This is a genomic window from Streptomyces sp. NPDC052114, from assembly GCF_040680155.1.
Taxonomy (GTDB): Bacteria; Actinomycetota; Actinomycetes; order Streptomycetales; family Streptomycetaceae; genus Streptomyces.
In genome coordinates, this window is the sequence record NZ_JBFAWC010000005.1 from 1 (window position 1) to 25,433 (window position 25,433).

Genomic DNA, 25,433 nt, shown 5'->3' on the forward strand with positions numbered 1-25,433 from the left:
CACCGTCCGGACGTCTTCCACGCGGCGGTGGCGGGTGCCGCCCCGACGGACCTGCGTCTCTACGACACGCACTGGAAGGAGCGCTACCTCGGTCACCACGGCCCGCAGCCGACGGCGAATCCCGGCCAAGTACGACCCCTTCCAGAATCTGACGGTGCGTCATATCGTCGGCGGCGCCCAAGACATCCACCTGCCCTCCGCAAGGAGACCCCGTGGAAGAAGATCCGCACCCCAAACTCCGAGCCCACGCAGTGACCAGAACCTTCGGCCGAGGGAACAAGGCGGTCCACGCCCTGGGACCGGTGGACCTGACCATCGCCAGAGGCGAGTTCACCTGCATCGTCGGCCCCTCAGGCTGCGGAAAGTCGACCCTGCTCCGCATCGCCGCAGGCCTCCTCCGCCCCAGCACGGGCGACCTCCGCATCCGCACCACCACCCCGCGCCCCGCCGCGATGATCTTCCAGGACTACGGCATCTACGACTGGAAGACCGTCCTGGCCAACGTCCGGTTCGGCCTGGACATCCAGAAGGTCCCCCGCAAGGAGGCCAACGCCCGCGCCGGGGACTGGCTCGCCCGCATGGGCCTCGCCGACTTCGCCGACGCCTACCCCGCCACCCTCTCCGGCGGCATGCGCCAACGCGTCGCGATCGCCCGCGCGCTGGCCGTGGAGCCCGAGATCCTCCTGATGGACGAGCCCTTCGCGGCCCTCGACGCCCAGCTCCGCACGATCCTCCAGGACGAACTCCTCGCCCTCACCCAGACGACCCGCACCACGACCCTCTTCATCACGCACAGCCTCGAAGAGGCGATCGTCCTCGGCGACCGCGTCCTGGTGATGTCGGCCAGGCCGGGCCGCGTCATCGCCGAGCGCCGCCCGCCGTTCCCGCGCCCCCGCACCGGCGACGTCCGTGACGCCCCCGAGTTCACCGCGCTGAAGAGCGAGCTGTGGGACCTGCTGCGGGGCGAGGTCGGCACGGAGGCGGCGGCATGAGCACCCTCACCAGCAAGTCCACGCCCCCGGAAGACGTCCTGGTCAGAGAGCCGGGCCCGCAGGAACTGCACCCCGTGCGCACCCACCGCAGGCGCCGCGTCCTGGAGATCTCGCTCGCCGTGGGCGTGCCCGCGGCCCTGGTGCTGCTGTGGCAGCTCGCCGCCGTGAGCGGCTGGATCGACGACCGCGTCTACCCCGCGCCGCAGACCATCATCGAGGACGGCTGGCAGCGCGCGGCGGACGGCGAGCTGTGGCCGGACGTGTGGGCCACGCTCAAGCGCGTGCTCGCCGGCTACGCGATCGGCACGGTCGCGGGATACGCGCTCGGCCTGCTCATGGGCTCGCTCCCGGTCGTGCGCGCCGCGCTCGAACCGACCCTGGACGCGCTGTACGTCGTACCGAAACTCGCCCTCCTGCCGGTCTTCCTGAACATGTTCGGCCTCGGCGAGGGCCCGCAGATCGCGCTCGTCGCCGCCACCGTCTTCTTCTTCGTCTGGATCTCGACGATGGCGGCGGTGCTCGCCGTCCCGTCCGGACACCGCGACGCCGGCCAGGTCTTCGGCGCCTCGCCGTGGCAGATGTTCCGTCACGTGCTGCTGCCCGCGTCTCTCCCGGCCGTCCTGGTCGGCGCGCGGATCGCCGCCGGGGTCGCGGTCCTGGTGATCGTCGCCTCGGAACAGATCGCGGCGGCCGACGGCCTCGGACACCTCATCTTCGACTCGCGCGCGCTCTTCCAGAACGACGTGATGTTCGTCGGCATCGTCTGCGTCGCCGTGCTCGGCGTGGTCTTCTCCGAACTGGTACGGCTCGCGGGCCGGTTGCTCACGCCGTGGGCGCCGCGCGACCGGGGCCGCAGCCAGTCATGACCCCGACTCCCGCGCGCCGCACGGCATCCCCTACCTCGACGACGACAACTCCCGTACGGAGAACAGTGTTCGGAGGCACCATGCGCACGCGCACCACCGCACTCACCCTGCTCGTGGCGGGCTCGCTGCTCGTCGCGTCGGGCTGCGCGAAGGAGGACGACGCGGCCCCGTCCGACCCCGCGAAACCCCGCACCGTCACCGCAGTATCCGGCTGCGGCAAGGGCAGTTGGACCGATCCCGCCGACCTGGCGCCCGACCGCGCGCCGGCCCGCTGCGCCCCCGACACCCCCGCCCCCAAGCCGCTGCCCGAGGAACGAAGCCTGACGATCGCGACCGGCACCCTGTCCGCCGAGTACGTCGCGCCGCTCCAGATGGCCGTGGCGAAGGGCGAGTTCAAGAAGGAGGGCCTGGACGTCCGCCTGAAGGTGCTGCCCACGCCCGACGCGCTCCCCCTCCTCGCCAAGGGCGACATCGACGCCCAGTGGGCGGCGCCGGAGGCCGCCGTGATGAACGGCATCACCAGCGGCTTCGACATCAAGTGGACGGCCGGCAACTTCTCCCCCGACCCCAGGTCCAAGAGCGGCCTGTGGGTGCGGCTGAAGAAGGACGAGAGCGCCTCCCGCGTCCCGATGGCCGGCCGCAGGCTCGGCACGATGATCGGCAAGGGGTCCGTCATCGCGTACCCCATGAACAAGGCGCTGAAGAAGCACGGCGGCGGCCTCGACAAGATCCAGTTCCAGCAGCTGGGCTCGGCCGACGTCCTGACCGCGCTCCAGAACGGCGGCACCGACTCCGCCTGGCTGCTCGACCCGGTCTGGCGCAAGGTCGACGGCGACAAGCGGTACGCCTTCCTCGGCGGCCAGCCCCGGGCCGAACCGCTCGGCGGCCTCCTCTTCGGCCCGAACCTGCTCCGCGAGGACCCGGACGCGGGGGTCGCGCTGCTGCGCGCGTACATCAGGACGGTGAACACGTACTTCGCGGGCGACTACAAGGCCGACAAGGCCTTCGCGACGGAACTCGCCAAACTGCTCAAGACGGACGAGGAGGTCCTGCTCTCCACGCCGTCGCTGCGCATGGACTGGGAGATCCGCGGGGGCACGACGGACCGCCTCCAGGATGCGTACCGCGCGGCGGGCGTCTCGAAGGGCGAGGAGGTGCCCGAGAACAAGGCGGTGGACCGCACGCTCTACGAGGAGGCGGTGGGCCACAAGCCCTGACCGGCGGCGCCTGGGGCCGAAAAAACAACCGAGGGCCGGGAAGCTGATGCTTCCCGGCCCTCGGCCTTCAGTAGCGGGGACAGGATTTGAACCTGCGACCTCTGGGTTATGAGCCCAGCGAGCTACCGAGCTGCTCCACCCCGCGTCGGTGAACACAACTCTACGTCAGGCCCTCGACCAGCGCAAATCGCTTCTCTCTCACCCCACGCACACCGGTGGCGCGGCGTGGGTGTCCCGGCCGCTCACCACCGGCGTGCCTAGGCGGAGAGCTCCTGCTGCAACGCCTCCCGGAGCCGGGCCGCCCGCTCGGCGACCTCGGCGGGCCCCAGCTCCACGGCCCGCGCGGCCCACCGCTGCCCCTGTGCCAGCTGCCCGTGCCGTGCGTAGAGCAGCGCGAGCCGCAGCGCCGCCCGGCCGTGCCCCGCGTCGGCGGCCCGCGTCCACCACAGCGCGGCCTCCGGCTCGCTGCCCTCCCGCGCCAGCAGCAGCCCGAGGTTGAACGCGCCGTTCCGGCTGCCCGCCTCCGCCGCCAGGCGGTACCACCGCGCGGCCTCGACGACGTCGCCCCGGCCCGCGGCCAGCATGCCGACCCGGACCTGGGCCCGCCGGTGCCCCTGCTGGGCGGCCCGCTCGTACCACTCCTCGCACTCGGTCTTCTCCGCGGCGGGCTCGCCGAGCACGGGCGGCCCGGCCGAGGGGCGCCGCGCGTCGAGCACGGTCCCGAGGCGGTACGCCGCCTCCGCGCTGCCGCCGCCCGCCGCGCACCGCAGGTGCCGCTCGGCCTCCTGCTCGTCGCCCTCCCGCAGCCGGGCGGTGCCGACCTGGAGGGCCGCGTCGGTGTGCCCGGCGGCGGCCGCGCGCTCGTACCACCGCAGGGCGGCGGCCTCGTCGTCCCGGCTCGCGAACAGGATCCCGAGGTTGAACGCGGCGTCGACGCTGCCGGCCTCCGCGGCCTTGGAGAACCACGGCTCGGCACCGGCCGCGTCGCCGCCCTGGAGCAGCAGCACGGCGAGCGCGTTGGCCGCCTCACGGTGTCCGGCGTACGCCGCGCGGCGGTACCACTGGTCGGCCTGGGCGGTGCGGCCCTGCTCGGCGCAGAGCAGCCCGAGGTTGTACGCGCCGTTCACGTCGCCCGCGTCCATGGCGGCGCGGTACCAGCGCTCGGCGGTCTGGGTCTCGCCGCGCTCGGCGTGCAGCGCGCCCAGCGCGTTCGCGGCGTTGCCGTCGCCGTCCTGGGCGGCCTTGAGCCACCACACGGCGGCGCTCTCCTCGTCGCCCGCGTCCCGCAGCAGGAAGCCCAGCGCGCAGGCCGCGCGGGGCTCGCCGTCCTTGGCGGAGTTGAGGTACCAGCGGCCGGCCTCCTTCAGTTCGCCGCGCCGCTCCAGGATCGCGCCGAGGTGCAGCGCGGCGCGCCGGTGTCCGCGCGCGGCCGCCTGGCGGTACCACTGCTCGGCCTCGTCGGCGGGCGAACGCGTCCCCTCGCCCTCGGCGTCCGCGGGGCGCACCGGGCGCTCGCCGCGCTCGGCGGTGGCCCGCCGGTCGAGCGCGCGGGCGAGCCGGTACGCGGCCTCGCGGTGACCGCGCTCGGCGGCGACCCGCATCCAGCGCTCGGCCCCGACGTCCCCGCGGTGCTCCAGGAGGTCGGCGAGCGCGTACGCCCCCAGGGTGTGGTCCTGCTCGGCGGACTGCCGCAGCCAGTACTCGGCGGCGGGCTCGTCGCCGCGCTCCCTGTGGTGGCGGCCGAGGGCGTGCGCGGCGGCCGCGGAACCGGCGACGGCGGCGATCCGCCACCACCCCGCGGCCTCGTCGACGTACCCGCGCTGGTGGAGGAGGACGCCCAGGTTGTTGGCCGCGGCGCGGTCGCCCTCGGCGGTCGCCGCGCGCAGCAGGGCCTCGGCTCCGTCGAGGTCACCGCGGCGCAGCAGAAGGCTCCCGAGAACGCTCATCGACGCCACGTCGCCGGCTTCGGCGGCCAGCCGGTGGCGCATCTCCTCGGCGGCCGCCCCGGGATCCTCCCGGTCGGCCGGCTGCACAAACCGCCCTGTCTCCAACAGAGTTGCCTTGTCCCCCATAACGTCCATCGTCGCACCACCTGCAACCTGGGTACATCTGGTATACCGCAGCCAGTGAGGTCACTTCAGCGTTTTGTCGACATGCCCACAGAGAGATAAGTCAAACACAGATCTCTCAACTCGCCTCCGGGCGCGCGCCGTTCACCACTGTTGGCATAGGACACCCGCACACGACAGGACCCATCACGCACGACGAAGGCCCGGATCCGTAAGGATCCGGGCCTTCACCTTGCAGTAGCGGGGACAGGATTTGAACCTGCGACCTCTGGGTTATGAGCCCAGCGAGCTACCGAGCTGCTCCACCCCGCGCCGTTGTGATCAAACCGTACCACGGCGCGGGGCGGGGCTTTGACCACTCGGTCAGCTGCCCTGGTCCTTGTCCTGGTCACCGCTCTTGTCGGAACCCTTGTCGGAGCTCTTCTCGGCGGCCTTGTTCGAGGCCTCCTCGGCCCGCTCCAGCGCCTTCTGGAGGCGCTCCTGCGCCTCGCCGTAGGACTTCCAGTCGCCGTCCTTCATGGCCCTCTCGCCGTCGTCGAACGCCTTCTGGGCGTCGTCGAGCGCGGCCTGGACCGTCGGGTCGTTCGTCTTCGGCGGCTTGGTCGGCTCGTCGCCTCCCTGGTCCTCGCCCGGCGGCTTGGTACTGCCCTCGGCCCCGAAGACCTGGTTGAGGCCGTCGCTGAGCGAGTCCGCGAAGGCGGTCTCCGTGCCGTACGACACGGCCACCTTCTTCAGCAGCGGATACGCCGACTTGCGTCCCTGTACGTAGACGGGCTCGACGTAAAGGAAGCCGTCGTCCAGCGGCACCGTCAGCAGATTGCCGTAGAGGATGTCGGAGTCGGCACCCTTCATGTCGCGGACGAAGTTGCCGACCTCCGTCATGGAGTTCAGCTTGTTCTGGACCTGTTCGGGTCCGTCGACGTCGCCCCTGACTCTGAGCAGCTGCATCTTGCCGTAGTTCTCGCTCCTGGCATCGGCGTCGACCGACATGAAGGCCCTCAGATTGGGCCGCTCACTCGGAGTGAACGTCGTCGTCAGGGAGAACTGCTGCTGCGACTGGCCCGGCGCCTTCATGGACAGGTAGTACGGCGGGACCGCACTGTCGTCCTTCTTCGTCGGGTCGTTGGGGACCTGCCAGGCGTCACTCGCGTTGTAGAACTGGCCGGCGTCCGTGACGTGGTACTTCGTCAGCAGCTCGCGCTGGACCTTGAACATGTCCTGCGGGTAGCGCAGGTGGTCCATCAGCCGCGGCGGGATCTCGCTCTTGTCCTTGACCGTGCCCGGGAACGCCTTCTTCCAGGTCTTCAGGACCGGGTCCTTGTCGTCCCAGGTGTAGAGCTTGACCTCACCGGTGTACGCGTCGACGGTCGCCTTCACCGAGTTGCGGATGTAGTTGACCTGGTTCTGCTGGGCGATCACCGTGCGCTGGCTGTCGGCCTGCGACAGGGAGTCGGCGGTGGTGTCGCCGAGCGTGGTCCGCGAGGCGTACGGATAGCCGTTGCTGGTCGTGTAGGCGTCCACGACCCACTGGATGCGGCCGTCGACCACCGTCGGATAGACGTCGCCGTCGATGGTCAGCCAGGGCGCCACCGCCTCGACGCGCTCCTTGGGGGTGCGGTTGTAGAGAATCCGCGAGCCCTCGCCGATCGCGCCCGAGTAGAGGATCTGCGGCTCTCCGAAGGAGACCGCGTACGCGGCGCGGTTGATCGGGTTGGAGAGGTTGACCCCGCTGTCGCCCTTGTAGCTGTAGGTCTTCTGACCGCCGCCGTCCTCTTCGTAGTCGAGCTCCTTCTGGGGCCCGCCCACGATCGAGTACTGGGTGGTCTTCTCGCCGTAGTAGATCCGCTGCTCGTACTCACCGAGGTTGCCGGTGGTCGGCAGGCCGGACTCGGTGAACGCCGGGGCGCCCTTGGAGCCCTTCTTCGTCTCCGTGCCCTTGGCGGCGACCATGCCGTAGCCGTGCGTATAGGCGAAGTGGTCGTTGATCCAGTTGCGCTTGTCGAGCTTGTTCACGTCGATCTCGCGCAGGCCGACGATGGTGTCCTGGCCGTTGTAGCGGTCGACGTCCAGCGTCTTCGGGAACTGGTAGTAGCTGCGCTCCTGCTCCAGCTGCTGGAACGTGGGCGAGACGATGTTCGGGTCGTTCAGCCGGTAGTTGGCCGCCGTGTCCGCGTTCTCGCGCTTCTGCTTCGAGTTCTCGTCGACCTTGCCGGCGCCCTTGTAGTCCTCGGCCTTCACGCCGCTGATGCCGTAGGCGTCGCGGGTGGCCTCGATGTTCTTCTCGATGTACGGCGCTTCCTTGGCCTGCTCGTTCGGCTGGACCTGGAACTTCTGGACGATCGCGGGGTAGAGCCCGCCGATGAGGATCGCCGAGAGCACCATGAGACCGAAGCCGATGACCGGCAGCTGCCAGGTGCGCCGCCACAGCGTCGCGAAGAAGAGCACGGCGCAGATGACGGCGATGCAGAACAGGATCGTCTTCGCCGGCAGGTACGCGTTCGCGTCGACGTACTTCAGGCCGGTCCAGTTGTCCGTCGCCTTGAAGTCACTGGACTTCACCGCGAGGCCGTACCGGTCCAGCCAGTACGCGATGGCCTTGAGCGAGACGAAGACACCGAGCAGCACCGAGAGGTGGCCGGTGGCCGCCGCCGTCGCGCGCGCGCCGGGGCTGGTGATCCGCAGCCCGCCGTACAGGTAGTGCGTCAGCGCGGCGGCGACCAGGGAGAGCACCGTGGCCGCGAAGCCGAAGCCGAGCAGGAAGCGGTACCACGGCAGGTCGAACGCGAAGAAGGACACGTCCATGTGGAACTGGGGGTCCTTCTGGCCGAAGGACACGCCGTTGATCCACATCAGCCAGGTGCGCCACTGCCCCGCGGCGGACGCGCCCGCGATCAGGCCCACCAGGGCGGTGATCCCGATCAGCAGCCACTTCTTGTACGGGGCGATGCCCATGCGGTACCGGTCGAGGCTCTGCTGCTCCATCGACATGGCACTCAGCGGCGGGCGCAGCCGGTGCGCCAGCCAGATGTTCACCCCGACCGCGGCCGCCATCAGGAGGCCGAAGACGAAGAACAGACCGATCTTGGTCCACAGGGTCGTCGTGAAGACGGAGGAGTAATTGACCGAGCGGTACCACAGCCAGTCCGTCCAGAACCCGGAGAACATGACGAAGGCCATGGCCAGGACGGCCAGCACCCCCAGTGTCATGAGCAGGGTCCGGACACGCCGGGAGGGTCGGCCCACTCTGATCCGTGGCCCCGTCGGGCCTCCGCCGCGGTCCGGCATCTGGAAAGCCAAGGTGCGCACCTCGAAGTTCGCTGTTGATTCTCTGTTGGTCCGTCAGGCCCCCGAGATCGCGGACCCACACCTATGCAACTTACCTACGCTTTACTCGGTTCCCGTTTCTCGGGACGAACGAGGCAGGATTGTGACCATGTCCAACACTCCCATGGCAGCGAGCCCCCTCACCCGGGCCGTGCTCGAGATCGACGAGTACGTCTCCGGCCTCGGCTGGGACCGGCCCGCCCGCCTCTTCGCGCTCGTCGACACGGCGCGACTGCGTACCCAGGAACCCGGCCTCGCCTCCCAGCTCGGCCTCGACGACGGTGTGGAACACACCGGCTTCACCCCCATCGAGCAGGAGGAGATCCCCGCAGGCAAGCCGCTGGACGAGTTCCTCGGCACCATCGCCTGGCCGGACGCGGTGGCCGGCTGCGCCCTCACGGTCGAGCGTCTGATGCTGCCGCCGTCCGCCGAGACGTCCGTGCCCGAGGGCCTCGACGACGCGCAGCTCGCGAAGTGGGTGGCCAAGCACCCGGACCGCCAGGAGGTCCGCATGACGGTCGCGGTGCTCCGTGACGGCGCCCGCGAGTCGGCGCTGCGGCTGCGCGAGAAGGACTCGCCGACCGAGGTCCTCACGGGCTCCGACCTGGTGCCCGGCCTGGCCGAGGCGCTGGCGGCGACGTTCGCCTAGCGGCACAGGGGTCCGCCTTTCGATTCCGTACGCGGGTGGGGTCCGCCCCGCCCGCGTACGCCCGTCCGCGTGGTCGGCCGTCAGCCCGTGGTGCACTGCGGCAGGTCGTCGGTGTCGCCCTTGCGGATCTTCTCCAGGGACTTCACGGCGTCGCCGATGGTGTTCACCTTGACGAGGGTGAGCCCGCTCGGGACGTCGCTCGCGGCGGACGCGCAGTTGTCCTTCGGCGTGAGGAAGTACTCCGCGCCCTTGGCGCGCGCGCCGACGGTCTTCATCTCGATGCCGCCGATCGGGCCGACCTTGCCGTCGTCGGTGATGGTGCCGGTGCCGGCCACGAACCTGCCGCCGGTGAGGTCCTGCGGCGTCAGCTTGTCGACGATGCCGAGGGCGAACATGAGGCCGGCGCTCGGCCCGCCCACGTCGGCCAGCTTGATGTCGATCGTGAAGGGGAAGGTGTGGTCGGTGCCCGCCTGGATCCCCACGATCGCACGGTCCTTCTCCCCCTTCTTCTCCGCCTTCGCCAGCTTCGTCGTGATCTTGATGTCCTCGGTCACGGTCGGCTCCTTGCCCGCCTTCTCGGCGGCGGCGGCCTCCTTGACCGGGACGACCGTGAAGGTGACGGACTCCCCGGGCTCGTGCTTGGTGACGAGCCCGGCGACGTCCGTCATCTCCTTGACCGGCGTGCCGTCGACGGCCTTGATGACGTCGCCCGCGTGCAGCTTGCCCTCGGCCGGGTCGCCCTTGCCGACGGTGGCGACGATGACCTGGGTCTTCACCGGGAGGTCCAGCTGCCGGAGCGCGGCCACCTTGGCGCTCTCCTGGGACTGGCTGAACTCCTCGGCGTTCTCCTGGGAGGACTGCTGCTCGGTCTTGCCGTCCGGGTAGAGCGTGTCGTGCGGCACCACGATGTTGTCGTGGGCCAGCCAGCCGTAGACGGCCTCCGCGAGGTTCATGTTGTAGTCGGCGCTGGTGACCCTGACCGTCGTCATGTTGAGGTTGCCGGTCGTGGGATACGTCTTGTGCCCCGAGATCTGCAGCACCGGTTCACCGTCGTGGTCGCCGAGGGTGTTCACCGTGGGGCCGGGGGACATCTCCGAGTAGGGCACTTTGATGAGCACTCCGGCACAGAGCAGCGCGATCAGCATCAAGGTGGAGGCGAGCATCGTCCCGGTGCGGCGTGGCATGGAACGACAGTACGGGACAGACCTGTGGGCCCACCTGTGGGGCCGGTCCGTCCGGGGAACTCACGTACCGGAGGGGGACTTCTCCATCGCCACCGGGCGGGGCCGCTCGACCGGCGCGGAGTGCGACTTCTCCATCGCCTCGCGGAAGGCGGCGTAGCCGTTCAGCTCCGTGACGTCACCGGTCTTGCCGGACTTGCGGTTGCGCGCCGCCCAGCTGCCCCACAGACCGGCTCCGACGGCTGTGAGAACCGGAACCAGCAACCAGGCAAGTGATGCCATGTCGACCTCCCGACCCCATGAGCCATCGCAACTGACTGATCAGCAGATTAACCATCTGCTTGGTCAACGCTCACCGCAGGGGTCGGGTTACGCAACCGGAGCCACACGGGTCAATCGGCCCTCAGGGGCCTCATCTTGTCCCGTCCGGCACGGCGGGGGTGCTCAACAGGCACCCACCCACTCCTCCTTGCCGTCGGAGAAGCGCTGGTGCTTCCAGATCGGCACCTCGTGCTTGAGGTCGTCGATCAGCTTGCGGCAGGCGGCGAAGGCCTCGGCGCGGTGCGGGCAGGAGACCGCCACGACCACCGCGAGATCGCCGACGGCGAGGTCCCCGACGCGGTGCACGGCGGCCAGGGCGCGCACCGGATACTCGGCGACGACCTTCTCGGCCACCCGGCGCATCTCGGCCTCGGCGGTGGGGTGCGTCGAGTAGCCGAGCTCGTCGACGTCCGCGCCGCCGTCGTGGTTGCGCACGGTCCCCACGAAGAGGGCCGTGCCGCCCGCCGCGTCGTCGCCGACGGCCCGGAAGACCTCGTCCAGGGAGAGCGGGGTGTCACGGATCGCGAGGAGGCGGATCGGGTCCTGGGCGGCCTGCTCGCCGGGGTGGTCCATCGTGGTGCGTGCCATGCGGCCATGGTGCCGCACGGCACGGACATCTCGGAATAGACCTTTCGCCCGGCACGCGCGCGTGCCCCCTTGGAGTTCCCTACAGGAGGCCCACCGGGCCCCGCGGAACCCCGCAGGACCCGCAGGATCCCGGCCGCCGCGTGGGACGCCGCCCCGCGCGCCTCAGATCCGCCGCCGCGCCTTGCGCGCCCTGCGCACCACGGCCGCCGCGCCCAGCAGCGCCACCGTCGCACCCGCGGCGCCCGCGGCCGTCGCGTCCTTGCGGCCGAGCCGGCGTCCGGCCACGGTCCGCCGCCCGGACACCTCCTCCAGCAGCTCCGCGAGCACTTCCTCGTTGGTCCACTGCGGCCGCCACCCGGCGTCGTGCAGCCTGCTCACGCTGACCACCCAGGGGTACATCGTGTACGCGAGGTCACCGGCCGGGGACGGAGTGAGACCGATGCGGTGCAGCCGGGCGGCGGCGCCGAGGGCCACCGTCGAGGGCAGCTCCATGCGCCGGATCCCGCTGAGCTCCTCGACCTCCTCCTGCTCCAGCCAGCCGTCGCAGCCGACGGCCAGCTCGCCGTCGACCTTCTCCAGGACGGCGTACTCCAGGGCGCTGCACAGGTCCTCGACGTGGCAGAACTGCCAGGCCGGCCGCGACCCGGCCACGACCAGCAGGCGCGGCGACTCGAAGTACCGGGTCAGGGCCGTGTCCGTGCCGCCCACCAGGGTCGCGGGCCGCACGACGGTGACGTTGAGGCCGGGGTGCGCGCGGGGCGCCCGGCGGGCGAGCCGCTCGACCTCCAGGAGGTCACCGACGCCGGTCGCCTCGGCGGTCGCGCGCAGTTCGGCGTCTTCGGAGAGGGGCAGTTCGTTGTCGGACAGCGCTCCGTAGACCATCGCCGAGGTGCAGAGCACGACGCGGTGGACGCCCGCGGCGGCGGCAGCGGTCAGGACGGTCTGGGTGCCGCGCACGTTGTACGCGGTGCGGGCGGCGCCGTCGGTCTCCAGGTCGAGATCGAGTGCCAGGTGCACCACGACGTCCGCGCCGCGCAGCTTCTCGGCGATGGCGGGGTCCCGCACGTCCAGGATGTGCCACTGGGCCTGCGAGCACTCGCCTCGGCGCTCGTCGATGGCGATGACCTGCTTGATCGCCTCCGACGCGGCGAGGCGCTCGGTCAGCAGCGCGCCCACGCCAGTGGCGGCGCCGGTGACGGCGACTACGGGCCCACGGACGGGCGCCGGGGTTGAGGGGTTTCGCGCTGCGCGAACCTGTGGATCTGGGGAACTCACCGGGCGTCTCCAGCGGTTGTCTTCAGTACGTAAGCGCATGACGCGTACGTACCAGGTGGCATCCATCCTGCCGCAGGCCATGAGTCGGCGAAGCACCGAGGCCCGATCCCGTCACGGTGTCTACGCTGGGTGGTGTTGTAGCGCCGCCGCCGGAACGATACCGGCGGCCTGACGAGCCGAGGAATCCCGTGAGTGACACCCCATTCGGATTCGGCCTTCCGCCGGAGGAGCCGGAAGACGGCGACGAGGGCAAGAAGAAGGAATCCCCTGGAGGGGCCCAGGGCGGGGGACAGGGGGCCGGTGGCCCCGCGAACCCGTTCGGTTTCGGGTTCCCCGGAGCCGGCGCCCCCGGCGGCGACAATCCGTTCGCCGCGATGTTCGGTTCGATGAACCCGAACGACCTGGGTGCCGCCTTCCAGCAGCTCGGCCAGATGCTCTCGTACGAGGGCGGCCCGGTGAACTGGGACATGGCCAAGGACATCGCCCGCCAGACCGTCTCGCAGGGCACGGCGGACGGCGTCAAGGACGCCAGCGTCGGCCCCGCCGAGCGCTCCGCCGTCGAGGAGGCCGTGCGCCTGGCCGACCTGTGGCTGGACGACGCGACGTCGCTGCCCTCCGGGTCCGGCACGGCCGTGGCCTGGAGCCGCGCCGAGTGGGTCGAGGCGACCCTGCCGGTGTGGAAGGAGCTCGTCGACCCGGTCGCCGAGCGCGTGGGCCTGGCCATGGGCGATGTGCTGCCCGAGGAGATGCAGGCCATGGCGGGCCCGCTGATCGGCATGATGCGCTCCATGGGCGGCGCCATGTTCGGCCAGCAGATCGGCCAGGCCGTGGGCGTGCTGGCGGGCGAGGTCGTCGGTTCCACCGACGTCGGCCTGCCGCTCGGCCCGGCCGGCAAGGCCGCGCTGCTCCCGGTGAACATCGAGACCTTCGGCAAGGACCTGGGCGTCGACAAGAACGAGGTGCGGCTGTACCTGGCGCTGCGCGAGGCCGCCCACCAGCGCCTCTTCGCCCACGTCCCGTGGCTGCGCTCGCACCTGTTCGGCGCCGTCGAGGGATACGCCCGCGGGATCAAGGTCGACACCTCCAAGCTGGAGGACGTCGTCGGCCAGCTCGACCCGCAGAACCCGGAGCAGCTGCAGGAGGCGCTCCAGCAGGGCATGTTCCAGCCGCAGGACACCCCGGCCCAGAAGGCCGCCCTGGCCCGCCTGGAGACCGCTCTGGCCCTCGTCGAGGGCTGGGTGGACGCCGTGGTGCACGCCGCCGCGAAGCCGCGGCTGTCGTCGGCCGACGCCCTGCGGGAGACGCTGCGCCGCCGCCGCGCGACGGGCGGCCCCGCGGAGCAGACGTTCGCCACGCTGATCGGCCTCGAACTGCGCCCGCGCCGGCTGCGGGACGCCTCGCGCCTGTGGGCCTCGCTCACGGACGCGCGCGGTGTCGACGGCCGTGACGGCCTGTGGGAGCACCCGGACATGCTGCCGACGGCGTCCGACCTGGACGACCCGGACGGCTTCGTCCACCGCGAGCAGCTGGACTTCTCCGAGCTGGACAAGATGCTCGGCGAGGCGGCGGGCGGCGGCTCCGCCGCGAAGCCGGACCTCACCAAGGACGAGGGCGACGAGGACAAGGGCGAAGACGGCAAGTGAGTCTCCACGACGACGCGGTCCTCGTGCTCAAGGGGTACGAGGACCAGCCCGAGCTGCGCCAGGCCTATCTGGACCACCTGTCCGAGCACGGTGAGGCCGGCCTGTGGAAGCCCTGCACCGCGGGCCATGTGACGGCGAGCGCCCTGGTGGTCGACCCCTCGCGCGGGCGCGTGCTGCTGACCCTGCACAAGAAGCTGCGGATGTGGCTCCAGATGGGCGGCCACTGCGAGCCGGGCGACGCGTCGCTGGCCGCGGCGGCGCTGCGCGAGGCCACCGAGGAGTCCGGCGTACCGGGTCTGACGCTGCTCGCGGGCGGCCCCGTCCGCCTGGACCGGCACCCGATCCCGGGCCCGTGCACCCAGCACCTCGACGTCCAGTACGCGGCGCTCGCCCCCGCCGAAGCGGTGGAGACGATCAGCGACGAGTCCCTGGACCTGCGCTGGTTCGCGTACGACGAGGTGGCGGATGTCGCCGACGAGTCGGTCGTACGCCTGGTCGAGGCGACAAGGGCACGCCTGTAGCGGGGGCGCCCCTGGAAGGGGCGCGGGGAACTGCGCGACCAGCCACAGCCGGCCCGCAGTTCCCCGCGACCTGTTTCCCGTCCTCCGGGTGGAGGGCTCAGCTCCAGACGTTGCCCTGGTTCTGTCCGCGGGCACCCTGCTGGCCCATCCCGAACTGCGCCTGGGCGCCCCGCCCGACAACCGCGTTCTGCGGCGGCAGCATCTCGCTGGGCTGGACGAGGGCGTAGCCCTGGCCCATGAAGCTGAGCTCCCAGCCCTCGCCGGTGTTGCCGCGGCGCCGCCAGACGCCCGAGGAGTGGGTCTGGGCCTGCATCTGGACCCGCAGGCCGTTGGACCACGCGACGATCGCGTCGGCGTCCGCGTTCACGTACCGGTCCGGGGTGACCTGCAGCATCAGCGGCTGGCCCGACGTCATCAGGGCGACCTTGCCGCGCCCGGTGATGTTGAGCTGGTACTTGCCGGAGCCGGAGATGCCGTACTGGCTGTCCACGGCGATGACCTGGTGGGTCAGCGACGAGTCCATGGCGAGGACGTAGCTGCTGTCCACGGTCAGGCCGTCCTGGTCCACGTCCACCACGTGGATGTACTGGGCGAGGTTCGCGAAGTAGACCGTGCCCTGGCCGTGGCAGCGCATCAGGTCCAGGCCCTCACCGGTGTGCGCGCGGGCGCGCTGGTTGCCCCGGCTCTGGTACTCGGCGTCGAACTCGATCAGCCCCTGGTAGGCGACCATGGCGCCCTTGCGGGCGAGGACGTCGTCGTGCCCCTCCAGGGCGACCCGCAGCAGCTGCGGGTTCTGGACGGAGTAGCGCTCCTGCGTCTGCTGCTCGGCATGCGCGAAAAGTGGGCTCTGCATGGTGTGTCGCTCCCCCTCAGCCCCGTGCTCGGAGTCGGTCGGTGCTGTCCTCGCTGGGCTGTACGACGACGATGCCCTCTCCGGAGAAGCCCATCTGGTAGGCCTCGCCGCTGCCGCGCCCGATGAGGGAACCGGCCTTGAAGCTGCGCTTGCCCTTCACCTTGAGGTTCGGGGACCAGGCGATCAGGGCGTCCGGGTCGACGTACGTCTCGTCCTCGCCGCGGCCGCAGTCGACGACGATCGGGGTGCCTCGGGAGGTCAGCGCGACCCAGCCCTGGCCGGAGATCTTGATGTTCCACAGGCCCTGTCCGGCGAACTTGGCCATGCCCTTGACCCGCTCGACGCCCCACTGGAGGGACGCGTCGAAGGCGAGCAGGTTGGTGCCGTTCACCGAGAGGGAGTCGCCGGCGAGGTTGATGACGACGACATCCGCTCCGTAGTCGGCCAGGTAGAGCAGGCCGTCTCCGGAGCACTTCATCAGGGGCGCGCCCTCGCCGGTCATCCACTCGCGCGCGACCTGACGGACGGCGGGCGGATTCGGCTCGTACTGCACGAACCCTTCGTAGGCGACCATCGAGCCCACGCGCGCGAGGAGGTCGTTTCCGGTCTGCATGGCCACCTTGACCATGTGGTGCCCGTGGTTCTCCATGCGGGCGGCGACGGGTGCGGGAGCAAAGCCCGCGAGCTGCTGATTCATGACGGGCTCCCTCAGACCTCGTACGGCTGGACGACGATGAAATTGCCGGGCGCGCCGCGGAACTGGAGGTTCACGCTCTCCCCCGTGGAGCCCGCGTACGCGTTGCTGCGCAGCCGGACCTGGCTGGAAACGATCGCCTGGGCGGCGGCCGACCAGGCGACCACGGCGTGGCAGTCGGCGAACGTCGTCGGCGTGACCGGCAGCACGACGGGGACGCCGTGGGTCTTCACGATGACCGTGCCGGTGCCCTGGAACTGCATCACGAACAGCGCGCCACCGGGGATGCCGTGGCCCTCGATCCTGCGGACCTCGTGCTGGAGCGTCTCGTCGAAGGCGAGGACGTTCTCCGCGGAGATGCAGATCGCGTCGCCCTGGAGCTCGATGGGGTGCAGGTGGGTGCCCTCCTCGGCGAGGAAGACCTGGCCGCGGCCGGAACAGCGCATCAGCTGCATCTCCTGGCCGGTGGCGTTGCCCACGATGCGGCCCGCGAAGCCCGCGCCCTTGTAGCTGAACTCGACCTTGCCCTGGTAGAGCACCATGCTGCCCTGACGGGCGAGGATCGGCTGGTCGGCGACGCCCAGGTCGACGCGGACCAGCTTCTCGTTCTGCTGCGTCCAGCGCTGTCCCGTGGGGGCCTCGCGGTACTTCTGGAGGGCCGCGGCCACACCGGCGCCTTGGGGAGCGGCGCCCTGTGGTGCGCCCTGCGGGGCCGGGGGCTGGCCGGGGAACTGTCCGCCCGGGGGCTGCTGGCCGTACCCGGGAGGCATCGGCGCGGCGGGCTGCTGCCCGTAGCCCGGAGGCATCGGGGCCTGGGGCTGCTGGCCGTAGCCGGGCGGCAGGGGTGCGCTCTGCCCCGGAGCCTGCTGCTGGCCGGGGACCTGGCCGAACTGCGGCTGCTGCGGGGGCTGCTGGCCGGGCTGGCCGTAGGGCGCGGGGGCGGGCGGGGGCGGCACGGTGCCGGGCGGCTGGTTCAGCGGGGCCACGACGGTCTGCGCGGCGTGCACCGAGGGGTCCGCGGGGGCGGGCGCCGGGGGCGGGGTCGCGCCCTGGGGCGGGGCGAAGTTCTGCGCGGGGGCCGGTGCGGGAGCAGGGGCCGGGGCGGGTACCGGGGCGGGCGCGGCGGCCGCCGGGGCGCCGAACGCGGGTGGCGCGGAGGCCTGCGCGGGCGGCGCGAAACCAGGCGTGGCCTGCGGCTGCGGGGCGGCGGGCTCCTCCTCGGCGACCTCGCCGCCGAAGTTCCGCAGCAGGGCGTCGAGCCCGCCGTCGAAGCCCTGCCCGATCGCGGCGAACCGCCAGACGTCCTTCAGGTAGAAGTCGCCCAGCATGACCGCGCGCTCCGTGGAGAACTCCGCGCCGGTGAAGGCGTAGCGCGCCACTTCCTCGCCGCCCGCGACGATGCGGATGTACCCGGACGCGACCTGCGACATCTGGCCGGCGCCGTCGATCGTCGCCGTGAACGACAGCCGCTGGATCTGCTGCGGAATGCGGTCGAGCGTGACGCGGAAGGACTCGGTGTCGCCCGCCTGCGCGCCCAGGAGCTGGATCGACTCCTCGGGCGACTTGGGCTGGTTGAAGAAGACGAAGTAACGGTCGTCCGAGAGCCGCTCGCTCGCGTCCAGGCCGAAGCAGCTGATGTCGAAGGTCAGCCCGGGGGCCGAAATCTGTACACCTACGTACAGATCGGTCCCCGCGGTGAGGTCACTGATCTTGGCCTTGTGGCCGCGTTGGAAATCCCTGGCCATACGTAACGACCGTCCCCCATCCCGAATGTGAATGCGTCGCGCCAGGCTAACCGCTAACTCCGACAGCGGACCAAGCCGGTACAGACCCGCTACACAACCGTCGGATCCGGTGGACGTTCACTCCTCGCGAGCGGCGGGAAGGTGCGGCAGCCGATCCGCCGCGACCACCCCTTCGAGGTATCCCCTGGCCCGCTCCGTACGGGGGTAGGCCTCCAGGAGGCGCCAGAAGTTGGGGCCGTGGCCGGGGACGAGCAGATGGGCGAGCTCGTGCACGAGGACGTAGTCCACGACGTACTCGGGCATGCCCTGGAGACGGTGCGAGAGGCGGATGCTGCCCTCGGCCGGGGTGCAGGAACCCCAGCGGGTGTTCTGGTTCGTGACCCAGCGAACGGAGGCGGGCCTGGCCCGGCCCTGGAAGTACTGCTCGGACAGCTGCCCGGCCCGCTCCGCGAGCTCCGCGTCGCCGAGGAGGCGCTTGCTCTCCTGTGCCGCGAGCTTGTCGAGCATCACCGTGACCCAGCGCTGCTCCTCCGCCTCGGACATGCGGGCGGGGATGAGGACGACGGTGCGGTCGCCCTCCCGGTACGCCGAGACCGTCCTGCGCCGGCGGGCGCTCCGTCTGACCTCGACCGCGCTGGGCCCCGCGCCGGAGGACGGCGGACTGGTCGTGCTGCGCTGCGGAGTTCCGGCGCGACGCGCCGAGGTCTCCCCAGCGACGCGAGGGGACGGGTCGGCGGGCACGCCCCGACGTTACCCGCTGGGCATGGGGGAAGTCCCGCCTCCGGGGCGGTTCGGCGGTGTTCCGCGCCCCCACACGTTTGATTAGTACGACGAATGCACACCGCCTGTGGACAGCGCGGAGCGGGAGGCTGGCGAGGCGGGCATTCTGGCACTCGATCGGCGTGGCGGACGGGGCCGCGCCGACCGGCCGACGGGGGACGACCATGCATCCGATCGTGAAGCCCGCGCTGCGGCGCGGCTGGCGGGACCTGAGCACCGTGCAGTTCGGGGTGGCGCCCGCGCATGCCCTGGTGCTGGGGCCGATGGACACGGCGACGAGCAGTTTCCTCGGCCTGCTGGACGGCACCCGCGGGCTGCCGCTGCTGCGCGAGGAGGCCCGGCGGATGGGCCTGCCCGACGGCCATGTGGACAAGCTGATGGGCGAGCTCTCGCGGGCAGGTCTGCTCGACGACGCGACGGGAGGCGGCGCGGCGGCCGATTCCCTGCGTGGGCGCGCCGGGGTCATGGACCGGCTGCGGGCCGATCTGGCCTCGCTCTCGCTCCTCTCCCCCGAACCGGCCGGGGCGATCACGAAGGCGGTGGCGCGGCGCGCCGTGCGGGTGCGGGTCCAGGGGGCCGGGCGGGTGGGCGCCGTGCTGGCCTCGGTGCTCGCGGGCGCGGGGGTGGGCCGGGTCGAGGTGATGGACGGCGGGCATGTGGAGCCCTGGGACGTCGCGCCGGGCGGGGCGCCCGCCGAGTCCATCGGGGAGCGCAGGGACACGACCGCGCGTCGGCTCGTGCGCCGGTCGGCCCCCGGCCGCGCGCCCCGCGCGTCCACCGAGCCCCCGGCGGACGCGGGGCTGTCCCTGGTGATCGTCGCCCCGCGGGACGGCCTGGATGCCTATGCTCCCGCCCCGGCCGCCGCCGAGGAACTGCTCGCGTCGGGCACCCCTCATCTGTACGCGGGAGTGATCGAGGGGACGGGTGTGGTGGGCCCCTTGGTCCTGCCCGGGACGACCGCCTGCGCGGGCTGCCTCTTCCGGCACCGCGCGGATCGCGATCCGACCTGGCCGCGGATGCTGGCCCAGTGGCGCTCCGGCCCCGCGCGGCAGGCGCCGGCCTGTGACCTGGCCCTGTCGACCTCGGTCGCCGGGCTGGCCGCGGGGCACGCGCTCGGCTTCCTGGACGGGGCGAGCCCGGCGTGTGCGGGGGTCCGCTGGGAGGCTTCCGTGCCGGGGTTCGACTGGCGCTCGCGCCCGGTTTGGCCGCATCCCGAGTGCCCGTGCGGAGCGGGTGCGAGCGTTAAGGGGGATCAGGCCAACGCGGGCACGGAGCCACACGCAACAATGGCCGGGTAACCGCCTGACACGGCGCGGCTGTCTGGGACTTGGAGGGGCGCATGTCTGATCTTCCCCGGAAGGCGGTCACCCGTACCGCCAAACTGGCCGCGCTGCCGCTCGGCTTCGCGGGACGCGCGACCTGGGGGCTCGGCAAGCGGATCGGGGGCAAGTCGGCGGAGCTCGTCGGCCGGGAACTGCAGCAGCGCACGGCGGAGCAGCTGTTCAAGGTCCTCGGAGAGCTGAAGGGCGGTGCCATGAAGTTCGGGCAGGCCCTGTCCGTCTTCGAGTCGGCGCTGCCGGAGGAGGTCGCGGGGCCCTATCGCGCGGCGCTGACGAAGCTGCAGGAAGCGGCGCCGCCGATGCCGACCCGCACGGTGCACGCGGTCCTCGCGGAGCGCCTCGGTGAGGACTGGCGCGACCTGTTCCAGGAGTTCGACGACAAGCCGGCGGCCGCCGCGTCGATCGGTCAGGTGCACCGGGCCGTGTGGGCGGACGGCCGTGAGGTCGCGGTCAAGGTCCAGTACCCGGGAGCGGGCGAGGCGCTGCTGTCCGACCTCAACCAACTCAGCCGGTTCGCGCGTCTCCTGGGGCCGCTGATCCCGGGGATGGACATCAAGCCGCTCATCTCGGAGCTGCGCGACCGCGTCTCGGAGGAGCTGGACTACGCCCTGGAGGCCCAGGCCCAGCAGGCGCACGCGGAGGAGTTCGCGGACGACCCCGACGTGGTGGTGCCCGAGGTGGTGCACCAGGGCGAGCAGGTCCTGGTCACCGAGTGGATCGACGGGACCCCGCTGTCGGAGGTGATCGCGCAGGGCACGCGGGAGCAGCGCGACCGGGCGGGCCAGCTGCTGGCCCGCTTCCTCTTCTCGGGCCCGGCGCGCACGGGCCTGCTGCACGCCGACCCGCACCCCGGGAACTTCCGCCTGCTCCCGGACGAGAAGGGCGGATGCCGCCTCGGCGTCCTGGACTTCGGCACGGTCGACCGGCTGCCCGGCGGGCTGCCCTCGACCATCGGGACGTCCCTGCGGATGACGCTGGAGGGCGAGGCCGAGGCGGTCTACGACATGTTGTGCGAGGAGGGCTTCGTCAAGGAGTCCGTCGAGCTGGACCCGGACGCGGTGCTCGACTATCTGCTGCCGATCATCGAGCCGATGCTGGTGGACGAGTTCACGTTCACGCGCGACTGGATGCGCAGCCAGGCGGCCCGGGTCGCCGATCCCCGCTCCCCCGCCTACCAGTTGGGCAAGCGTCTGAACCTGCCCCCGTCGTATCTACTGATCCACCGCGTGACGCTGAGCACGATCGGGGTGCTCTGTCAGATGGGTGCGACGGTGCGGATGCGGGACGAGCTGGAGGCCTGGCTGCCCGGCTTCGTCGTGGAGGCAGAGGAGCCGGAGGAGGCAGAGGACACGGACGTGGCGGTGGAGGCGGAAGAGGCCTAGGCCGCGGTGGAGGCGGTCGGCCGGGCCGGCCGGTGGCTCACCACCACGGGGAGTCGAGGCGCCCTTCGATGGCCCTGATGTTGTCCCGCGCGCAGGCGTCACAGAAGTAGTGGCGGGTGCCGTTCTCCACGGAGCAGGTCCAGGTCGGCGGCGTGCCCTCGGCGACCGTGCCACAGCGGGAGCACACGAGATTCTCGGGCTCCGCGGGCCGGGAATTCTGCTGGTCCACCCGGCGACCATATCGCCGCACCGGGAAGATCGGTGGGCACAACGCACCGCGGGGGCCGGTCCGTTCGGACCGGCCCCCGCCGGGATCAATGGCTCTCGCCAGGCGTTGCTGCCGCCTGATTACTGCATGACGGCGATGGCGAGCGCGCGCCGGGCACGCAGCGAAGCGCGCTCCGCGCGGCGCTGCATGCGCCGGGCCGCCACGAGGCGCTCGGCCGGGCGGTGGGCCTCGGCCTCACGCAGGCGTTCGTGCATATGCGCACGAGCCATGGCTTCTGGGATGAGTTGCATCTCACGGTTCCTGTTCTGGCGCGAGACGTGCGCGCCGGTGGTGGTGAAGTCTGGGGTAGCGGAGCCTGCGGGCTCGCTGGTGGCTGCCTTCATCGGGGCCTGCTTCTGGGGGTCGTGCGTCAGAGGGCGATCGATCGTGCCGGCGGTGCTCATGCGACGACCGGGTTCTTGCGCGGGCGACCACGGGGCCGCTTGCGGGCAACGACGACACCCTGGACGAACAGCTCGCCGCCCCAGACGCCCCACGGCTCACGCCGCTCCTTGGCGCCGGCGAGGCAGGCCTCCATCAGCGGGCAGGTCCGGCAGAGGGACTTGGCGTACTCGACGTCGGCCGGGGACTCGGCGAAGAAGACCTCGGGGTCGTAAGCACGGCAGGGGACGGGTACGCCGAGGTTCTCGATGGCGTCGTCGAGCGCGGTGAGCGCAGTCAGGGGGGTCAAGGTCGGGTCCTCCGTGGGTGCGGGCGGCGGGAGCGTCTGTGAAGGCGGTACGGACGGGGCGTGCGCTTCGAGTTGCACGGTGGTGTTTTCCTCGTCTGGTCGTGCCGGCCTGGTTCGGCCGGTTGGCGGCTGGTACCGGGTCTTGCTGTCGGCCCCTTCGCGCTGTTCTCCCTGTTCTGGGGAAAACAGAAGGGCCGCGGATCCCGGGTGGGGTTCCGCGGCCCTGAAGGCGCCGGTCTGATCGAGGATCAGACTGGATCACTCCAGGGTTCGAGCCCACGGAAGGCCCACATCGTGTGGTGCTGCGTCGTCTGCTTCCGGAATCCGGCACCGGCTGCCGCGAAGGCATAGGCGTGCGCCTGGGCCTCCGCTACTGCTGCCTCCGGTGCCTTGGTCGGTCGCTCATTGCCCCCATTGGCCTCGCTGACGGGAAGACCGGCGAGAGGCAGGGAGGCGGACAGCGGACGGCTGGCGGCAATACCGCCGGACAGACCGGTGCCCTGGTTCGAGAAGCCGAGCAGGCAAGAGGCGACGACCGAGCGATCGGTCATTTTCGCGGTGCTGATGAAGCTCTCGTTGATGCTGATCACTGGAATTCGCCTCCTCTCGGCGTCTAGGGGAGCGGCCGGAACCGATCCTGCGGACTGACAAGTACAGCACAGGACCAGGGCTTCGGAGAAGCCGCCGTTCCTGTGCTTAAGAACCTATGGGGATTGCTGGCGCCTGCGCAAACTATTTTTTCGACGAGTTTGAATCATTCGTCGTCGGCGCCCCTTACATGCTCCTGACCTGCACAAATCGCGAGAACCTCGGCTCCGAAGCGGCGAAACTTGCGGACACCGACTCCCGGGATGCGCGCCAGCTCGCCCTCGTCGTCGGGCACGGCCTCCGCGATGGCGATCAAGGTTTTGTCCGTGAAGACGCAGTACGCGGGCTGTCCCAGCTGCTTCGCCTGACCCGCGCGCCACTCCCGCAACCGCTCATAGAGACCTTCGTCCATGTCGGACGGGCAGTCCTCGCACCGCATGAGCTTCATCTCGCCCGCCTCGGTCAGCGTCCTGCCGCAGACCCGGCAGCGGGCCGGGGTGCGGTCCTTGCGCCGACGGCGCTCCGCCACCGCGCCGAGCCCCTCGCCCGCACCGCCGCTGCCGCGCTCGACGCCGCCGGGACCCCCGCCCGCGGCACGGGCCGCGCCACCTGCTCCGGAGCCCGGACGCAGGCCGTCCAGGAAGCGGCTGGGGCGGCGCCCCGGGCGGCCTCCCGGCGAGCGGGACAGGGCCCAGGACAGGGAGAGGTGGACGCGGGCGCGGGTCACTCCCACGTAGAGGAGCCGGCGCTCCTCCTCGATCTGCTCGTCGGTCTTGGCGTACGTGATCGGCATCATGCCCTCGGCGAGGCCGACGAGGAACACGGCGTCCCACTCCAGGCCCTTGGCCGCGTGCAGCGAGGCGAGCGTGACGCCCTCGACGGTGGGCGCGTGCTGGGCGTTCGCCCGCTCGTCGAGCTCGGCCACGAGGTCGGCCAGGGTGGCGTCCGGCTTGGCCCGCGCGAAGTCCTCGGCGAGCCGCACGAGCGCGGCCAGGGACTCCCAGCGCTCGCGGACCGCCCCGGAGCCTGCGGGCGGCTCGGTCGTCCAGCCCTTGGTGGAGAGCACGGCACGGACCTGGGAGGGCAGGTCGACCACGTCGTCCAGGAGGGCGTCGTTCCCCCCGAAGCGCGCCGCGCCGCGCAGGGCCGCGCCCGCCTCCCGCACCTCGGTGCGCTCGAAGAACCGCTCGGCACCCCGGAGCTGGTAGGGCACGCCCGCGTCGGCGAGGGCCTGTTCGTAGATCTCCGACTGGGAGTTCGTCCGGAAGAGGACCGCGATCTCGCTGGCGGGGACGCCGTCGGCCATGAGGGTGCGGATGCGGCGGGCGGCGCCCTCCGCCTCGGCCGGCTCGTCCGCGTACTCGGTGTAGACCGGGTCGGTGCCGGGCTCGCGCTGGGAGATCAGCTCCAGGCGGTGGTCGGCGGCGCGGCCGCGGGCCTGGGAGAGCAGGCCGTTGGCGAGGTGGACGACCTGGGGGGTGGAGCGGTAGTCGCGGACCAGCTTGACGACCGTGGCCCCCGGGTGGCGGGTGCGGAAGTTCAGGAGGTGGTCGGGGGTCGCGCCGGTGAACGAGTAGATCGTCTGGCTCGCGTCGCCGACGACACAGAGGCTGTCGCGGTCCCCCAGCCACAGCTCCAGGAGGCGCTGCTGCAGGGGGCTCACGTCCTGGTACTCGTCCACCACGAAGTGCTGGTACTGGGCGCGGACCTGGTCGGCGATGTCGTGCCGGTCCTGGAGGATGCCGACGGCGAGCAGCAGGACGTCCTCGAAGTCGATGACGGCGCGGTCGCGCTTGAGGTCCTCGTAGGCCGCGTAGAGCTGGGCGATCTCGGCGGGGTCGCGCGGGACGTCGCGGCCGGACTTGGCGGCGGCGGCCGCATAGTCCGCGGGGACCGTCTGGGTGACCTTCGACCACTCGATCTCGCCGGTGAGGTCGCGCAGCTCATTGCGGTCCAGGCGGATGCGGCAGGCGGCGGCCGCGTCCGCGACGAGCTTGATCTTGCGGTCGACGATCCGGGGCAGCTGCCCGCCGACCGCCTTCGGCCAGAAGAACTGGAGCTGGCGCAGGGCCGCCGAGTGGAAGGTGCGGGCCTGGACGCCGGAGGCGCCGAGCTGGCGCAGTCGGCCGCGCATCTCGCCCGCGGCGCGGTTGGTGAACGTGACGGCGAGGACGCTGGCGGGCTGGAGGATCCCGGCGCGCACCCCATAGGCGATCCGGTGCGTGATCGCCCGTGTCTTGCCCGTGCCGGCTCCCGCGAGGACACACACCGGCCCGTGCAGGGCGGTGGCCACCTCGCGCTGCTCCGGGTCGAGCCCGTCGAGCACCGCGTCGGCCGAGTCCGGGACCTGCGGGAAGAGGGTGGAGTGCGTTGCTGATGTCACCCCGCCATGCTGCCAGGTCGCCGGGGGCGGGTGAGCCGGTTGTCCACAGGCGGCGGGCGCCGG

23 protein-coding genes and 2 tRNA genes are annotated in these 25,433 nt (G+C 71.5%); 8 read left to right on the top strand and 17 right to left on the bottom strand.

Going from position 1 to position 25,433, the window contains the following annotated elements:
- The first annotated feature begins 212 nt into the window (after positions 1-212).
- The 3 genes from AB0L89_RS12295 (at position 213) to AB0L89_RS12305 (ending at position 3,075) form a co-directional block, all read left to right on the top strand.
- Positions 213-992 carry an ABC transporter ATP-binding protein gene (locus AB0L89_RS12295; protein WP_365138596.1) on the top strand — a complete coding sequence of 260 codons (780 nt, stop codon included), beginning with the start codon at positions 213-215 and terminating at the stop codon, positions 990-992.
- A complete protein-coding gene (locus AB0L89_RS12300) occupies positions 989-1,858 on the top strand; it encodes an ABC transporter permease (RefSeq protein ID WP_365138599.1) in 870 nt (289 codons plus the stop codon). The genes AB0L89_RS12295 and AB0L89_RS12300 overlap by 4 nt, the downstream gene beginning before the upstream one ends.
- A gap of 80 nt (positions 1,859-1,938) precedes the next feature.
- The gene (locus tag AB0L89_RS12305) at positions 1,939-3,075 is read left to right on the top strand and encodes an ABC transporter substrate-binding protein (RefSeq protein WP_365138602.1); all 1,137 of its coding nucleotides are present in this window, start codon (positions 1,939-1,941) and stop codon (positions 3,073-3,075) included.
- Positions 3,076-3,146: 71 nt separating this feature from the next.
- Here AB0L89_RS12305 and AB0L89_RS12310 read toward each other — a convergent pair.
- The 4 genes from AB0L89_RS12310 to AB0L89_RS12325 form a co-directional block, all read right to left on the bottom strand.
- Positions 3,147-3,220, bottom strand: a tRNA-Met gene (locus AB0L89_RS12310).
- Positions 3,221-3,332: 112 nt separating this feature from the next.
- Positions 3,333-5,156, bottom strand: a complete 1,824-nt coding sequence (locus AB0L89_RS12315; protein ID WP_365138605.1) for a tetratricopeptide repeat protein — start codon at positions 5,154-5,156, stop codon at positions 3,333-3,335.
- Positions 5,157-5,382: 226 nt separating this feature from the next.
- Positions 5,383-5,456 (bottom strand) — tRNA-Met (locus tag AB0L89_RS12320).
- A 51-nt stretch (positions 5,457-5,507) separates the two neighbouring features.
- Positions 5,508-8,429, bottom strand: coding sequence for a UPF0182 family protein (locus AB0L89_RS12325; protein WP_365139769.1), 2,922 nt, complete (start codon positions 8,427-8,429; stop codon positions 5,508-5,510).
- A gap of 148 nt (positions 8,430-8,577) precedes the next feature.
- On the opposite strand from AB0L89_RS12325, the gene AB0L89_RS12330 reads away from it, so the two are divergent.
- Complete coding sequence (locus AB0L89_RS12330) at positions 8,578-9,117, top strand: PPA1309 family protein (RefSeq protein ID WP_365138608.1); 540 nt, start codon at positions 8,578-8,580, stop codon at positions 9,115-9,117.
- An 80-nt stretch (positions 9,118-9,197) separates the two neighbouring features.
- Here the strand turns inward: AB0L89_RS12330 and AB0L89_RS12335 are convergent, their stop codons facing one another.
- The 4 genes from AB0L89_RS12335 to AB0L89_RS12350 all read right to left on the bottom strand — a co-directional run bounded on the left by AB0L89_RS12335 (position 9,198) and on the right by AB0L89_RS12350 (position 12,482).
- Positions 9,198-10,301 (bottom strand): PDZ domain-containing protein, encoded by a 1,104-nt coding sequence (locus AB0L89_RS12335; RefSeq protein WP_365138611.1) that lies wholly within the window; start codon positions 10,299-10,301, stop codon positions 9,198-9,200.
- Between the two features lie 60 nt (positions 10,302-10,361).
- Positions 10,362-10,580, bottom strand: a complete 219-nt coding sequence (locus tag AB0L89_RS12340) for a hypothetical protein (RefSeq protein ID WP_365138614.1) — start codon at positions 10,578-10,580, stop codon at positions 10,362-10,364.
- Positions 10,581-10,742: 162 nt separating this feature from the next.
- Positions 10,743-11,207 (bottom strand): molybdenum cofactor biosynthesis protein MoaE, encoded by a 465-nt coding sequence (locus AB0L89_RS12345; protein ID WP_365138617.1) that lies wholly within the window; start codon positions 11,205-11,207, stop codon positions 10,743-10,745.
- A 162-nt stretch (positions 11,208-11,369) separates the two neighbouring features.
- On the bottom strand, positions 11,370-12,482 hold the full coding sequence (locus AB0L89_RS12350) for an SDR family oxidoreductase (protein ID WP_365138620.1): 1,113 nt from the start codon (positions 12,480-12,482) through the stop codon (positions 11,370-11,372).
- A 188-nt stretch (positions 12,483-12,670) separates the two neighbouring features.
- Between AB0L89_RS12350 and AB0L89_RS12355 the strand changes: the two genes are divergently transcribed.
- Together AB0L89_RS12355 and AB0L89_RS12360 are read left to right on the top strand one after the other, a co-directional pair.
- A complete protein-coding gene (locus AB0L89_RS12355; protein WP_365138623.1) occupies positions 12,671-14,125 on the top strand; it encodes a zinc-dependent metalloprotease in 1,455 nt (484 codons plus the stop codon).
- Positions 14,122-14,646 carry an NUDIX hydrolase gene (locus AB0L89_RS12360; protein WP_365138626.1) on the top strand — a complete coding sequence of 175 codons (525 nt, stop codon included), beginning with the start codon at positions 14,122-14,124 and terminating at the stop codon, positions 14,644-14,646. Before AB0L89_RS12355 ends, AB0L89_RS12360 begins: the two co-directional genes overlap by 4 nt.
- 97 nt (positions 14,647-14,743) lie before the next feature.
- Here AB0L89_RS12360 and AB0L89_RS12365 read toward each other — a convergent pair whose 3' ends face one another.
- From AB0L89_RS12365 to AB0L89_RS12380, 4 genes are all read right to left on the bottom strand, one after another.
- Positions 14,744-15,499 carry an AIM24 family protein gene (locus AB0L89_RS12365; RefSeq protein WP_365138629.1) on the bottom strand — a complete coding sequence of 252 codons (756 nt, stop codon included), beginning with the start codon at positions 15,497-15,499 and terminating at the stop codon, positions 14,744-14,746.
- Positions 15,500-15,515: 16 nt separating this feature from the next.
- Positions 15,516-16,196 (bottom strand): AIM24 family protein, encoded by a 681-nt coding sequence (locus AB0L89_RS12370; RefSeq protein WP_365138632.1) that lies wholly within the window; start codon positions 16,194-16,196, stop codon positions 15,516-15,518.
- Between the two features lie 11 nt (positions 16,197-16,207).
- On the bottom strand, positions 16,208-17,938 hold the full coding sequence (locus tag AB0L89_RS12375; protein WP_365138635.1) for a TerD family protein: 1,731 nt from the start codon (positions 17,936-17,938) through the stop codon (positions 16,208-16,210).
- 117 nt (positions 17,939-18,055) lie between these two features.
- Positions 18,056-18,679, bottom strand: a complete 624-nt coding sequence (locus tag AB0L89_RS12380) for a M48 family metallopeptidase (RefSeq protein ID WP_365138638.1) — start codon at positions 18,677-18,679, stop codon at positions 18,056-18,058.
- 203 nt (positions 18,680-18,882) lie between these two features.
- Between AB0L89_RS12380 and AB0L89_RS12385 the strand changes: the two genes are divergently transcribed.
- Together AB0L89_RS12385 and AB0L89_RS12390 are read left to right on the top strand one after the other, a co-directional pair.
- Positions 18,883-20,016: a TOMM precursor leader peptide-binding protein gene (locus tag AB0L89_RS12385; protein WP_365138641.1), complete on the top strand. Its 1,134-nt coding sequence runs from the start codon at positions 18,883-18,885 to the stop codon at positions 20,014-20,016.
- A gap of 41 nt (positions 20,017-20,057) precedes the next feature.
- Positions 20,058-21,440: an AarF/ABC1/UbiB kinase family protein gene (locus tag AB0L89_RS12390; protein ID WP_365138643.1), complete on the top strand. Its 1,383-nt coding sequence runs from the start codon at positions 20,058-20,060 to the stop codon at positions 21,438-21,440.
- Between the two features lie 37 nt (positions 21,441-21,477).
- Here AB0L89_RS12390 and AB0L89_RS12395 read toward each other — a convergent pair whose 3' ends face one another.
- From AB0L89_RS12395 to AB0L89_RS12415, 5 genes are all read right to left on the bottom strand, one after another.
- Positions 21,478-21,669, bottom strand: coding sequence for a hypothetical protein (locus AB0L89_RS12395; RefSeq protein WP_365138646.1), 192 nt, complete (start codon positions 21,667-21,669; stop codon positions 21,478-21,480).
- A 119-nt stretch (positions 21,670-21,788) separates the two neighbouring features.
- The gene (locus AB0L89_RS12400) at positions 21,789-22,112 is read right to left on the bottom strand and encodes a hypothetical protein (protein WP_365138649.1); all 324 of its coding nucleotides are present in this window, start codon (positions 22,110-22,112) and stop codon (positions 21,789-21,791) included.
- Entirely contained in the window at positions 22,109-22,477 is a 369-nt protein-coding gene (locus AB0L89_RS12405; RefSeq protein ID WP_055565619.1) for a WhiB family transcriptional regulator, read from the bottom strand. The genes AB0L89_RS12400 and AB0L89_RS12405 overlap by 4 nt, the downstream gene beginning before the upstream one ends.
- 170 nt (positions 22,478-22,647) lie before the next feature.
- Positions 22,648-22,989, bottom strand: coding sequence for a hypothetical protein (locus AB0L89_RS12410; RefSeq protein WP_365138652.1), 342 nt, complete (start codon positions 22,987-22,989; stop codon positions 22,648-22,650).
- 164 nt (positions 22,990-23,153) lie between these two features.
- Positions 23,154-25,370 carry an ATP-dependent DNA helicase UvrD2 gene (locus AB0L89_RS12415; RefSeq protein ID WP_365138655.1) on the bottom strand — a complete coding sequence of 739 codons (2,217 nt, stop codon included), beginning with the start codon at positions 25,368-25,370 and terminating at the stop codon, positions 23,154-23,156.
- Between the last annotated feature and the right edge of the window lie 63 nt (positions 25,371-25,433).